Annotated in this window: 11 protein-coding genes; all 11 read left to right on the forward strand. The window is 47.0% G+C overall.

From position 1 onward, the window contains the following. The first annotated feature begins 124 nt into the window (after positions 1 to 124). The 11 genes from ACFSVM_RS01610 (at position 125) to melA (ending at position 13,662) form a co-directional block, all read left to right on the forward strand. The gene (locus tag ACFSVM_RS01610; protein WP_076312209.1) at positions 125 to 1,174 is read left to right on the forward strand and encodes a fatty acid desaturase; all 1,050 of its coding nucleotides are present in this window, start codon (positions 125 to 127) and stop codon (positions 1,172 to 1,174) included. A gap of 130 nt (positions 1,175 to 1,304) precedes the next feature. After that, positions 1,305 to 2,426: a sensor histidine kinase gene (locus tag ACFSVM_RS01615; RefSeq protein WP_076312629.1), complete on the forward strand. Its 1,122-nt coding sequence runs from the start codon at positions 1,305 to 1,307 to the stop codon at positions 2,424 to 2,426. 17 nt (positions 2,427 to 2,443) lie between these two features. Further along, complete coding sequence (locus tag ACFSVM_RS01620) at positions 2,444 to 3,043, forward strand: response regulator transcription factor (protein WP_076312208.1); 600 nt, start codon at positions 2,444 to 2,446, stop codon at positions 3,041 to 3,043. Between the two features lie 252 nt (positions 3,044 to 3,295). Continuing rightward, entirely contained in the window at positions 3,296 to 3,985 is a 690-nt protein-coding gene (locus tag ACFSVM_RS01625) for a pectate lyase (RefSeq protein WP_379260038.1), read from the forward strand. 175 nt (positions 3,986 to 4,160) lie between these two features. After that, positions 4,161 to 4,910: a methionine ABC transporter ATP-binding protein gene (locus ACFSVM_RS01630; protein ID WP_379260040.1), complete on the forward strand. Its 750-nt coding sequence runs from the start codon at positions 4,161 to 4,163 to the stop codon at positions 4,908 to 4,910. A 74-nt stretch (positions 4,911 to 4,984) separates the two neighbouring features. Continuing rightward, positions 4,985 to 5,614 carry a methionine ABC transporter permease gene (locus tag ACFSVM_RS01635; protein WP_076312627.1) on the forward strand — a complete coding sequence of 210 codons (630 nt, stop codon included), beginning with the start codon at positions 4,985 to 4,987 and terminating at the stop codon, positions 5,612 to 5,614. A gap of 31 nt (positions 5,615 to 5,645) precedes the next feature. Further along, entirely contained in the window at positions 5,646 to 6,503 is an 858-nt protein-coding gene (locus ACFSVM_RS01640) for a MetQ/NlpA family ABC transporter substrate-binding protein (protein ID WP_256209846.1), read from the forward strand. A gap of 196 nt (positions 6,504 to 6,699) precedes the next feature. Further along, the gene (locus ACFSVM_RS01645; protein WP_379260042.1) at positions 6,700 to 8,979 is read left to right on the forward strand and encodes a choice-of-anchor I family protein; all 2,280 of its coding nucleotides are present in this window, start codon (positions 6,700 to 6,702) and stop codon (positions 8,977 to 8,979) included. 202 nt (positions 8,980 to 9,181) lie between these two features. Further along, a complete protein-coding gene (locus tag ACFSVM_RS01650) occupies positions 9,182 to 11,089 on the forward strand; it encodes a PAS domain S-box protein (protein WP_379260044.1) in 1,908 nt (635 codons plus the stop codon). A 12-nt stretch (positions 11,090 to 11,101) separates the two neighbouring features. After that, on the forward strand, positions 11,102 to 11,989 hold the full coding sequence (locus tag ACFSVM_RS01655; RefSeq protein ID WP_379260046.1) for a helix-turn-helix domain-containing protein: 888 nt from the start codon (positions 11,102 to 11,104) through the stop codon (positions 11,987 to 11,989). 167 nt (positions 11,990 to 12,156) lie between these two features. Beyond that, positions 12,157 to 13,662: an alpha-glucosidase/alpha-galactosidase gene (gene melA / locus ACFSVM_RS01660; RefSeq protein ID WP_379260047.1), complete on the forward strand. Its 1,506-nt coding sequence runs from the start codon at positions 12,157 to 12,159 to the stop codon at positions 13,660 to 13,662. Positions 13,663 to 14,131: the final 469 nt, after the last annotated feature.

A 14,131-nucleotide genomic window follows, 5' to 3' on the forward strand; every position in this document is an offset into this window, starting at 1 on the left:
TTGACATTTATGACTTCAAGGGCTGACATTCTTCTTTTACAATGGAAGGAGAATAAGGACACGAGTCCAGAGGATCGTTAAGCATCAATTCCTGTACCTGTCCTGCTGTGAAGGAGACGATGTCATGTCTGCATCATTTAAATCCCAATTGAAAAAGGAAGTGGCTCCTTACGAAAAAACGGAGCTCAAATCAAGCATCATCCAAATGGTAAATACGCTTATTCCTTTATTTGTGCTTTGGTATTTGGCATATGCAAGTTTGTCGGTATCCTACTGGCTCAGCTTGCCTATAAGTTTGATTGCTGCCGGTTTTGTCATTCGGACATTCATCATATTTCATGACTGCTGTCATGGTTCTTTCTTCAAAAATAAAAAAGCAAACAACATTGTGGGTACGCTGACCGGTGTGATCTCACTTACCCCTTATATGCAATGGAAATACAGTCATTCGGTGCACCATGCCTCCAGCGGTAATCTGGATAAACGGGGAATCGGCGATATTTGGATGATGACTGTCACCGAATATAATGAATCACCGTGGTATACCAAGTTCTATTATCGTGTCTATCGTAATCCAATCATTCTGTTCGGGATCGGCCCGATCGCGGTGTTCTTGCTGCAATATCGATTTAATCGGCGCGGCGCTAAGCGCAAGGAACGCTTAAATACGTATTTGACGAATCTGCTGATTGTAATTGTATACGCGCTGCTTATTCTGGCCATCGGCTGGAAGGCATTCCTGCTTGTACAAGTGCCGATATTCTATTTTGCAAGCATGCTTGGCATTTGGCTGTTCTATGTTCAGCATACCTTTGAGGATTCCTATTTCGAGAATGAGGATGAATGGTCTTATATTCAAGCTGCTGTAGAAGGCAGCTCCTATTACAAGCTTCCGAAGCCGCTGCAGTGGATTACGGGTAATATCGGATTCCATCATGTCCACCATCTGAGCCCGAGGGTGCCAAACTACCATTTGGAAGAGGCGCACAATGCCACTCCGCCTTTGCAGCAAGCAACGACGATTACCGTCCTGGAGAGCTTCAAGGCCATGAGATTCAGATTGTGGAACGAGGATATGAAGAGATTTGTTACGTTCAGGCAGTACAAGAAAGGGCAGCGTCTTAAGGAGCGTGCTCAGCGCGAGCTCGCAGAGAAAAAGGCAGCAGCTATTTAAATAGAAAGCATAAGACTTCAACGCTTATGGTAAGATGACTATAGATAATCATATCTGTAGTCTTTTTATTATTGGGATTGCAGCGGATGATGAACTCTCGGAAATGAGCAGGTGAGCTTAAATGAACAGCATGCATCGCTGGCAGGATATGTTCCGCAAGAATACGGGTCTGAACCCGTATGTATGGCTGGTCTGTTTTATATTGCCGTTTTATTTTATTATCGGATCTTCTTCTAAGGGATATGTAGTATTTGGTGTTCTGCTGATCATCATCTTCTTTGCTTCAAATCTGCTTGGCCTTGTGATGAGGGGATGGCCAGTATATATCTGGTATGGTGTGCAAATTGCGATTTCGGTGACGATGGCGATCATCTTTGGCTTTGTTTATTTTTCGCTGTTTCTGGCGTTCTTTATCGGGACGATTCAAAATAAGGCCGGGTTTATTACCCTCTATACCGTACACCTCGTAAGCACCTTTATTACGATTAATTACTCACTCGCTTCTGCGAATGAAGTGGTCATTAAGCAGCTCCCCTTCGTGTTGATTAGTATGATAGCTGTTATTCTGCTGCCTGTCAGCACCTATAACAAAAATAAACAAGATCGGCTCGAAGGCCAGCTGGAAAATGCCAACAAACGAATCTCTGAGCTCGTCAAGCTCGAAGAGCGGCAGAGGATATCTCGTGATCTGCATGATACGCTGGGGCAAAAACTGTCGCTCATTGGCCTGAAGAGCGAACTGGCGGGCAAGCTAGTTGTCCGTGACCCGAAGCGTGCACAGAGTGAGATGGATGATGTACGGCAAACGGCACGCACCGCACTGAAGGAAGTGCGCGAGATGGTCACCCAGATGAGAGGGGCGCGGCTGGAGGACGAGCTGTTTCGAATCCGTCAGATTTTGAAGGCGGCTGACATTGAGCTTCATATTGAAGGGGAAGAGCATCTAAGTGACCTCTCTTTAATGAACGAGAATGTGCTCGGGATGTCGTTGAAGGAAGCCGTAACCAATGTGGTGAAGCATAGCGAGGCAACCAGGTGTGTTATAACGATTCAACCTGAGCGAACCGAGCTGGCAGTCATCGTGAAGGATAATGGGCGAGGGATTGGAGACGCGGCTAAGAAGTCTCGTGGCAATGGGCTGCGGGGGATGAGGGAACGTCTTGAATTTGTGAACGGAAGTCTCCATATTGCGACACATGAAGGAACCGAGCTGCGTATTGCTGTGCCACATGCAGTACTCGCGGCAGAGTGAAATAGGGGTGAGTTATCTTGATACGAATCGTAATTGCAGAAGATCAGCGTATGCTGTTAGGAGCTCTCGCATCCCTCTTGGATCTTGAAGAGGATATGGAAGTGATCGGCAGGGCAAATAATGGAGAGGACGCAATCAAGCTCGTCCATCAGTATGAGCCGGACATTTGCATCATGGATATTGAGATGCCGGTCAAGAGTGGGCTGGACGCCGCAGAGGAAATCAAGGGCAGGGACTGCAAAGTCATTATACTGACAACATTTGCCCGTACAGGTTATTTTGAGCGCGCTCTAAAGGCAGGTGTCAGCGGATACTTGCTCAAGGACAGTCCCATTGAGGAGCTGGCTCAGACGATTCGAAGTGTCATGTCAGGAAGAAGAATTTATGCGGCTGAGCTGGTTGACGAAGGATATGGCGAGAAGAACCCGCTGACCGATCGGGAGAAGGCCGTGCTTGAGCTGATTGCAGATGGAAAGAATACGAAGGAAATTTCGGATGAGCTGTACATTACGACAGGAACGGTGCGCAATTATGTGTCGGTCATTCTGGACAAGCTCGGAGTCAGCAACCGGATTGAGGCCATCAAGCACTTTAAGGAAAAAGGATGGTTTAAGTAAAAAACACTTCTAATGATTATTGGTGTTACGGTGATATGCAGTATATAACCTCGCTTGTGAACTATCTGATAAAACAGTTATATAGAAGACACATGACTCTTAGATACTCATTAAATGAGCTAACTTGTCTAATGATTATTCCGGTACTTATAAGTCCTTTGATATGCTGGGACACACGATGCAAGTGAAGGTGCACATTCGCGCTGTATCGTGAGGACCAGTATTTAAATTCTAAGGATAAGGACGGGATGAATGATGAAGACAGTGTTGAAGAAGCGTTTAACGGGAGCTTTGTTGTCTACGACTCTGGTCGCGGCTGCATTTGGTATACTGCCAGGAAGTATGAATGCGGCTACAACCGTAAATGAAACCATTATTGTACCTGCGGGAAAAACATATGACGGTCAGGGGCAGACCTTCGTAGCTAACCCGAATACGCTCGGGGATGGTGGACAAGGTGAAGGACAGAAGCCGGTATTCCGACTGGAAGCCGGAGCTACATTAAAGAACGTTATTCTCGGCGCACCTGCAGCGGATGGCGTACACTGTTATGGAAACTGTAATATTACGAATGTAACATGGCAGGATGTGGGTGAGGACGCATTAACCTTGAAATCCTCCGGAACGGTGAACATTACAGGCGGAGCAGCCTACAAAGCCTATGATAAAGTATTCCAAGCCAATGCAGCAGGTACATTCAATATCAAGAACTTCAGAGCCGACGATATTGGCAAGCTCGTTCGTCAGAACGGTGGAAGCTCCTATAAAGTAGTGATGAATGTGGACAGCTCGGATATTTCGAACGTTAAGGATTCCATTCTGCGAACAGACAGCAGCACATCCACTGGCAAGATTACGAATACCCGATATCATGATGTACCTACCTTATTCAAGGGCTTTGCTTCTGGAAACACGTCACAGTCAGGGAATACCCAATACTAAGGCTTAAGACTTTCAACATTTTGACCTGAAATGTTGAAAATGTATGAATTTCAAACTCATATATGCTATGATTTATAAGGTTGTATTTTTTGAAAAAGTGTTACACACGCTCGCCCGGGTCATGTATATCGAACCGGTGCGGGCTCTTTTATGATTAAGGAGGACTGAATTTTACGTGATTTCGCTAAGCCATGTCAGCAAGACATTCGGGGCAGGGCATCATGGCAGTGGCTTGACCGTCGTTGATGATGTGTCTCTTCATATTGAGCAAGGGTCCATTCACGGCATTATCGGAGCAAGCGGCGCGGGAAAGTCTACTCTTCTTCGTATGATGAATGTATTGGAAAGGCCGGATCAGGGACAAGTCTATATGGGGGATCGGGAGCTGACCCGGATGAAGGAAGGCGAACTGCGGGAAGCGAGAAGAAGGATCGGAATGATCTTTCAGCATTTCAATCTGCTGTCTAATCGAACCGTGCATGGGAATGTCGCTGTTCCGCTTGAGCTTGCTGGGGTTTCACGAGAGGAACGGAATCAGCGCGTTCAGGAATACTTACAGTTTGTTGGACTCTCAGACAAGGCCGCGCAATATCCGGCTCAGCTCAGCGGAGGGCAGAAGCAGCGGGTAGCCATTGCCAGAGCGCTTGCGAATAAGCCCCAGGTACTGCTCTGTGATGAACCGACATCTGCACTTGATCCGAAGACAACAGGCGGTGTGCTGGAGCTGCTGGAGCATGTCAACAGGGAAATGGGTATTACCATCGTGATTGTCACGCATGAGGTATCTGTTGTGGAGCGGCTGTGCCAATCCGTTTCCTTCATGGACTCGGGCCAGATCCTTCGGACCGTAAAGCTGGCTGAGGGTGCGCTGCCTCCAGATATGCTGGCCTGGTACGAGGAACAGGAAGCAGGTGACGAGCGTTGAGTGATTTTTTTACAGGACTCTATGATTATGTCGTTCATTTCTACCCCAATTATGTAGAGACCTATTCTTCTGAGATGTGGAAGTCGATTGGACAGACTTTTCTGATGGTCGGGATCTCACTGGCAGCAGCCATATTGCTCGGTCTTCCGCTGGGAACACTTCTGTATTTGACGCGCAAAGGACAGAAATATGAGAATCGGACACTATTTGGCATCCTCGACTCTATCGTTAATATTGTCCGGTCCTTTCCATTCCTGCTGCTGGTCGTCTTCATGATTCCTTTTACCCGGATGATTGTGGGGACCGCGCTTGGAACCGTCGCTGCTTCCGTACCGCTTGCCGTAGTGGCGATTGCCACTTATTCGCGTCTGGCAGAACAATCACTGCTTGAAGTGCCAAGAGGGGTTGTCGAGGCTTCCTCGTCTATGGGAGCGACACTCCCGCAGTTTATATTCAAATTCTTATTTGTTGAGGCACGTTCCGGCTTGGTTCGGGGTCTTACCACTTCAACCATCAGCTTCATCTCGTACTCGACCGTGGTCGGCGTCGTGGGAGGCGGTGGAATTGGAGATTTCGCCATTCGCTATGGATATCAAAGATATGAGACTGAGCTGATGGTGTTTACGATTTTGATCATGATTGTGCTTGTACAGTTGGTTCAGTATTTGGGTAATCTGTTATCGAGAAGCTTGGACAAACGCTAACTAATCAAACTTGGAAGGGAATTTGTAATTGATGAGAACATTAAGCAGCAAACGAGTTATGAAGTGGACAGGGCTCCTATTAATAGTGACAATAATGCTGGTCGCGGCGGGCTGCGGCTCGAATAGCGGCGATACAGCTGACAATAACGAAGGCGCATCAGGGGCGGGTGAATCCCAGACTCTGCGAGTGGCAAGCAGTCTTCCGGCCATGGTTGATATGATGGAAGCCTTGAAGCCAACCTTGAAGGAAGAAGGAATCGAGCTCGAGGTTGTGAACGTGTCAGATAACATTCAGCCTAATGATGCACTCAAGAATAAAGAAGTGGATGCGAATTTCTTTCAGCATCAAGTATTCATGCAGCAGTACAACGATAATGCCGATGCGAATCTTACGGTAGTCACTCCGATTTACCATATTATTTACGGCGGTTACTCCAAGAATTATGACAGTATTGATGCGCTTCCGGATGGTGCAACAATTGCCATTCCGAATGATCCGGCAAACATCGGACGCTCGCTTGCCATGTTTGACCAGAATGGGATGATCAAGCTTAAAGAAGGCGTCGGCACTGACGGACTTCAATCCGATATTGTGGAGAACCCGAAGAACTATAAGTTCCAGGAAGTGGATCTGCTGATGCTTGCTCGTGCATATGAGGATGTGGATCTCGTAACGATGTATCCTGCCTATGCGTCTCCTCTTGGCCTGACACCGAAGGATGCGATTGTAACAGAGGAAATGGATGAGAAATATGCGATTTCACTCGTTGCGCGCGAGGATAACAAGGATTCAGAAGCCATTCAGAAGCTGGCCGAAGTGCTTACCAGCGATGAGGCAAGAAAATATATTGAAGAGAAGCACCCGGATACAATGATTCCGGCGTTCTAATGAAACAGGAGGTCCCATCTAATGGGGCCTCCTTCTTTTTAGGATAGGTATGCTTTTCATTTTATTTACTCAAACTTTTTATTTCTCTCGCCGTCCGTTTTACACCTGTCATACACAATGCTGCTGCTCCCTTAACAGTTCGTTTATACAATGGCAAAATGCAGCTTAAATCATTGATTCATTGAGGAGAGAGAATATGAGAATTAAGGCACGGAGATACATAACGATGTTACTGGCCGCAGGGCTGACGCTGGGGATGGTGCCGGCAGGACCGGCAGATGTAGATGCAGCCAGCAATTCGGCAGCACCTGCTGTGGCAAACGCAGCTCATGGCTTGAATGCGCTTCAGATCAGCAAGATCGGGAGCTATGAAGTAGGCGTAACCAATGCCGATGGCGGTATTGCTGAGATCGTCCGATACAACAAGGACAATGGCAGCTTCTACTTGGTCAACGGAGCTACGCAGCCGCCAAGTCTGGATATTGTAAAGCTTGAGGAAGACGGCAAGACCCGCAAAGTGAACAGCATTAATATTGAGGCGCTTGCGGCAGCAGGTGATTTTGAAGTCGGCGACTTGACAAGTGTGGATGTGAACACAGCAGGTACATATGTTGCTGTAGCAGTACAAGAGAAAGCCTCCATGAAAGCAGGCAAAGTGCTGGTGTTGGATTACGATGGCAAGCTGCTCAGGGAATATACGGTAGGTGTACAGCCGGATATGATCAAGATCAGCCCGGATGGACGTTATATTTTGACTGCGGATGAGGGAGAGCCTCGTGATGGCATCGGGGCAGATCCGAAGGGCAGTGTTACCATCATTGATACACGTACAAATGAAGTAAAGCAGGTCTTGTTCAACGATCCGTCCGTGATCGGAGATGACGTACATATTCGCGGTGATGTGAATGAGGATGGAATCATCGCTTCAATTGGTACGAAGGCGAAGGCAGAAACGGATTTTGAGCCGGAATATATTGCTCTGTCTGACGATAATAAGACGGCATATGTAGCTCTGCAGGAGAACAATGCCATTGCTGCAATTGATCTGGCAGAGGCAAAGGTAGTGTCTGTGCAAGGACTTGGAGCCAAGGATCTGAGCAAGCCTGGAAACGAGGCCGATCTGATCTCAGATGGTCAGGTGAAGCTTGAGAATGCTCCGCTCAAAAGCCTGTATATGCCGGATGGCATTGCTTCGTATACCATAAATGGCCAAACGTATCTCTTCACAGCGAATGAAGGAGATGCTACAGGATGGGAAGGTCTTGAGAATGAGCTCAAGATATCGGATATAAAAGAAGACGACAAGCTGTCTTCATCCTTATCCGAGTGGCTGGGTCAAACGGAAGACTACGATGATGTTCGTGTCATTTCCGAAATGGGCCTGAAAAATGACGTATACGAAGAATTGTACTTATACGGAGGCCGGTCCTTCTCCATCTGGAATGCAGATACAATGGAGCAGGTATATGACAGCGGAAGCGATTTTGAGCGCATTACAGGAGAAGTGAACCCGGAATTCTTCAATGTAAGCAATGATGATGAAGAGATGGATGACCGCAGTCCGAAGAAGGGCCCTGAGCCGGAATATGTAACCGTAGGTGAGGTAGGAGACAAGCTCTATGCCTTTACGGGTCTCGAGAGAACCGGAGGAGTCATGGTGTACGATGTGACGAACCCGGAGAAGCCTGTGTTTACAAGCTATGTGAATACCCGCAAATACGCTCAGGAGGACATCCTGGCAACAGATACGGGACCGGAAGGGCTGGAGTTCATCCCTGCTGCCGACAGTCCGACAGGCAGCCCGCTGCTTCTGGTAGCCAATGAGGTTGGTGGTACAGTTACCATTCTGGAAATGAATACAGAGGTTGAAACGAATCCTGGCGAGCTTCCGGAAGACAATACACCAGGTGAAGCTCCTTCATTCACAGACCTGGATGGTCACTGGGCGGCTCACGGCATTACTGAACTAGCCGCAAGCGGAATCATTCATGGGATAACCAGTGAGCAGTTTGCTCCCAATAAGTCCGTGACCCGGGCTCAATTCGCTTCCATGCTCGTCAGCGCACTGGATCTGACTCCAGTCTCGAGTGAAGCAAGCAGCTTCACAGATGTCGCTTCAAATGCCTGGTATGCAGACGATGTGCAGGCTGCTGTCGAGAATAATCTGATCTTCGGCAGAACCAGCAGCTCGTTTGACCCAAGTGCTCCTGTTACACGGGCAGAGATGGTCGTAATGGTTAATCGAGCAGCCCGTCTTGTGGATGCCTCAGAGGAAGGAGCGATCTCTATACTAAGCAAGTATAAAGACTTCGCAGACGTGCAGGAGTGGGCGAAGGAGAGCTTCGCAAACCTGGTTCACAGCGGGATGATCAAAGGCGATCAAGCGGGTCGTCTTAATCCAAGTGCACACACAAGCCGTGCAGAGGCAGCCGAAGTGCTGTACAGATTGTTAAGCAAGGCAGGGACTATAGAATAAGTAAGACTTGAGGTTAGTGAAGATGGGCAGCGAGGGAGTGCAGTGTGACTTCGTGTGACGCATAAGGGTGGTTTCGCTTGTACAGCGAAGCCGCTTTTTTACATTTCAGAAATAGAATCTATAAATTTTGTCTATTTTCTAAAAACGATCTCCTCCTATGTTGACACCTCATGTATAATATTTGAACGAGGAGGGGCGTTAAATGAGTGATTTCCTGCAATTTGATCAGCAAGCGATATCGAAACATATTTATAATCAAGCACCGGTAGGCATTGCTCTAGTATCGACCCAGGGCAATTGGATTCATGCGAATGCGTCCGCCTGTCACATCTTAGGTTATAAGCTGGAGGAGCTCATGACCCTTCCGGCGATGGATTACATTTTCTCCGAAGCGGTCCATCCATCAGCGTTACTGGAACGTGCTACTTCTTCAATTAAATTTGACAAGGAATATGTGCATAGAAACGGAAACACGGTATGGGCCAGTGTCCACGTGTCTTTGGTGCTGGATGAAATATCAGAGGAGCCTATCTATTTCATTGCCCATCTTATAGATATCACTGCAAATAAAGTAGCAGAATTAAAGCTGAATGAAAGTGTGGAAAGATACACTTCACTAAAAAAATACAATCATGATGCCATTATCTCATTTGGCCTGGACGGCAACATCATCAATGGCAACCAAATGACAGAGACACTGACGGGTTACACCATTGCCGAGTTAATCGGGACGAGAATTGCCAGGCTGATTGACGAGCAAGTGCTGGCAAATCTGAAATCAGACGAGCTTGATCATGCGCTCATTGAAGAGGGGATCGATCATATTAAGCACAAGGACGGTCATCTTGTCGAGGTCCTTGCTTCTCTTGCTCCAATTATTATTCACAATAACCGTGTTGGCTTCTATCTAATTCTGAAGGATATTACCGAGCAGAGGCGGCTTCTGATCGAGAAAGAAACGGCTGAGAAAACGAATAAGGCAAAAAGCGAGTTTCTGGCAATGATGAGTCATGAGATTCGTACCCCGATGAACGGTGTCATTGGAATGACGGATTTGCTGCTGGAAACCGAGCTTGAATCGGAACAACGCCAGTATGTTGAAATTATTAAGCAGAGCGGCAGTACCTTGCTGAACATTATTAACGATATTTTGGATTTTTCCAAGATTGAATCCGGTAAGATTGATCTGGTCCATGAATTGTTTAGCATGAGAACAACTTTGTCCGAGGCTTACTATATTAATCAGCCAAGAGCCATTGAGAAAGGGATCGAAGTTACGACATCGATCGCGCCGAATGTACCTGAGTATCTATTTGGTGATGGGACCAAGGTAAGACAAATATTGATGAATTTATTGAGCAATGCAGTTAAATTTACGCCAAGCGGCAGTGTATCGGTAAGTGTTGAACAAGTCGAACAGACATCCAGGCATGTGAGGCTCAAAGTTGAGGTTGAGGATACAGGAATTGGTGTGTCTGCAGATAAGATGCTCCGGTTATTTGAGCCCTTCTATCAGGTCGATAATTATATGACTCGAAAGATTGAAGGTACGGGTCTTGGACTTGCGATATGCAAGAGGCTGGTTGAGCTGATGGAAGGAGAGATTTGGTATGAGCCGAGACCGGATGGTCCGGGATCCAGATTCATCTTTACGGCTAACTTTAGACTTCAGCCTCCTTCCGCAGGTCCAAGGAGTGATCAGACAGAACAGGATCATGGAGCTTCTGTTGAACCACTGAAGATTCTAGTGGCTGAGGATAATGAGGTGAATCAGCTGGTGTTCATTAAGATGATGGACAGGCTGGGGTATCGGGTAACGGTAGTGCCAAACGGGGAACAGGCAGTACAGGCTTGTAAAGAACAGGATTACGATATGGTGTTTATGGATGTCCAGATGCCTGTCGTGGATGGTCTGATGGCAACAAGGATGATTCGCCAAGAGATGCCTGGCACTGAAGGTCCTTACATTGTCGCCGTCACGGCACATGCCATTCATGGGGATCGCAATAAATATTTGGAGCTTGGCATGGATGACTATGTGAGCAAGCCGCTCAGCATGACTGCCGTTTCAGCTGTTATTCAAAAGTATATCGCACAGCGAGAGGCGTAAGGAGGAACGGTGATGAGAGGCAGTTTTTTTCATCATGAGCTCTCTCCTTCCGAGGCTGGCCCTGGCTTTTATGCCTATTATTATAAACAGTGGCAGAATTATAAGATGGAATATCATGAGCATCGCTGGACGGAGATCATGTATATGATCCAAGGAACAGGTGCCATTGATGTTATGGGGGATGACGGCAGTACCGAGCGTATTGTGCTGCGTAAAGGTGAGTTTATTATTCTCGATGAGGGGGTTCCTCATCGGTTAATCGTGGAGCAGGCGGGTCCCTGCCGAATGCTGAATGTAGAATTCGGCTTCCAGCCGTATTCGGGCCCCTTCTCTCTTGGACATATAGCAAGGGAGGAGCAGGAGGTCGCTGTGTTTCTGGCGCGTCCGTTCAGGCATCTTGTGTTATCTGATCCGGAAGGAGTCTATTATGTGCTGAAGAGTCTGGTGCTGGAGCTGGATCGGCAGCCTTCCGCAGATACCAGCTTCATGATTGAGCTTCTGTTCAGCCAGCTGCTCGTGCGGATCGCCAGGCTGAGGAGTACAGCAGAAGGCAGTGAACCGCTTGCGGACGGATACGTTACAAGGAGTATCCAATATATGCGTCAGCATATTGATCAGCCGCTTCAGGTTAAGGATGTGGCGGCATATGTTAACCTGCATCCAGGCTATCTGCACCGAATATTCAAGAAACATACCGACCAAACACTGACAGAGTATTTGACCAGGGTTCGGATGGATAAGGCGAAGATGCTGCTGTCCCAGACGGAAATTCCAGTTCAGGATATTCCGGATTATGTGGGGATCAGCAGTCGTCAATATTTTCACACTTTGTTTAAGAAGCATACAGGCTTAACGCCTGTTAAATATCGGGAACTGGGTGAGAGAAAATCCTGGGACTAGAGAGGAAGAGGTCTTGCGATCTCTTCTTTTTGGTGTTCACAGGTGAGGATTTTGTACATACGGCAGATGAAGAAGTCACGATATTGGTAACGCTTCCTGAATAGATATTGCTACAATGACGAAGAGAATATCAAGGGTCTTAATATGGAAAGGTGGATGAGAAGCTGATGTCTTTTAAGGTAGCATTTATTGGAGCAGGAAGTATTGGATTTACTCGGGGATTATTGCGTGACCTGCTGACCGTACCTGAATTTAGCGATATCGAAATTTCATTTACAGATATTAGTCAACATAATCTGGATATGGTAACTGAGTTATGTCAACGTGACATTCGGGAGAATGGACTATCCATCGAGATTAAGGCGACCACGAATCGACGTGAAGCGCTGAAGGATGCGAAATATGTCATATGTACAATTCGTGTCGGTGGACTGGAAGCTTTTGCGACGGATGTCGATATTCCACTAAAATATGGTGTCGATCAATGCGTTGGAGATACGCTGTGTGCAGGCGGCATCATGTACGGACAGCGCGGAATTGCTGAAATGATGAATATTTGCAAGGATATCCGTGAGATGTGCTCGGAGGATGTACTGCTGTTGAACTATTCTAATCCTATGGCGATGCTGACCTGGGCCTGCAACAAATACGGTGGTGTAAATACAGTAGGCTTATGCCATGGCGTACAGCATGGACATCATCAAATCGCACAGGTGTATGGGCTTGAGATGAAGGATGTCGATATCGTCTGCGCCGGAATCAACCACCAGACCTGGTATATCAAAGCAAGCCATGAAGGCAAGGATCTGACTGCAGGACTGCTAGAGGCTTTCGAGAAGCATCCAGAGTTCAGCCGTACAGAAAAAGTGAGAATCGATATGCTGCGCCGCTTCGGTTATTACAGTACGGAATCGAATGGCCATCTTAGTGAATATGTACCGTGGTATCGCAAGCGTCCGGATGAAATCCAGGAATGGATTGATCTGGGGAGCTGGATTAATGGGGAAACCGGCGGATATCTTCGGGTGTGTACAGAGGGAAGAAACTGGTTCGAGACGGACTTTCCTAACTGGATGAAGGAGGAGCCGAACCAATTTGTGCCGGAGAAACGTGGACAGGAGCATGGCTCCTATATCATTGAGAGTCTGGAGACAGGCAGAGTATACCGGGGACATTTCAACCGAGTGAATAACAGTGTTATTTCTAACCTTCCAGATGATGCTATTATCGAGGCACCAGGCTATGTCGATCGGAACGGGATCTCGATGCCGCATGTCGGGGATCTCCCGCTTGGACCGGCAGCTGTATGCAATGTGAGCATCTCTGTACAGCGTCTTGCAGTCGAAGCGGCTATTCATGGAGATGATCAGCTGCTCCGTCAAGCCTTTATGATGGACCCCCTCGTAGGAGCGGTCTGCAATCCGAAGGAAATATGGCAAATGGTTGATGAGATGCTGGTCGCTGGCGAGAAGTGGCTTCCGCAATATACCGAAGCGATTGCTTCTGCCAAGGAACGGCTTGCTGCAGGCAACCTGATTCCAACCCGGGACTATCAAGGGGCTGCAAGGCTTAAAGTGAAGACCATTGAGGAAATGCAGCAGGATCGTGAAGCGGCAAATAAGAATGCAGGTGAATCCGACAAAGGCAAGGATCGCGAGAAGATTGGAAGTTAAATCTAATCCATAAGGTATAGGGCAACACAGCGAAGCTGGCGTTGCCTTTTTTTTTTATTTAGTGCAGTAAGGCGTTAAAAAGTAACGGTCATTATTCGATATATAGTATACAAAAGGAAAACCAGCTGTTAAATTTAGGATAAAAGCATATTGGAGGAGAAAATAATGGTAAAAAGTATGGATATGGTCGTAATGTTTAGTTATTTATGTTTTCTCCTGCTAGGAGTACTGCTCAAAGAAATACCTTATTCGGTAAGACGAAGATCGTAAACAGCAATCACCATACATAATCTGAGAGCTTGTCCCTAAAGCGGGGGCAGGCTTTTTTCATTCCTTTCATTATTGACCGTCTGTTTATTCTGCCATATAATTATTAACAAAAATGTTAATAAAAAATTGCTCGATTTACGTATATTCTGGGCATATCAAGCCATACATATTTATATGATCTGCTGACAAAAGCATTACA

The organism is Paenibacillus shunpengii (assembly GCF_042684905.1).
Classification (GTDB): Bacteria; Bacillota; Bacilli; order Paenibacillales; family Paenibacillaceae; genus Paenibacillus; species Paenibacillus shunpengii.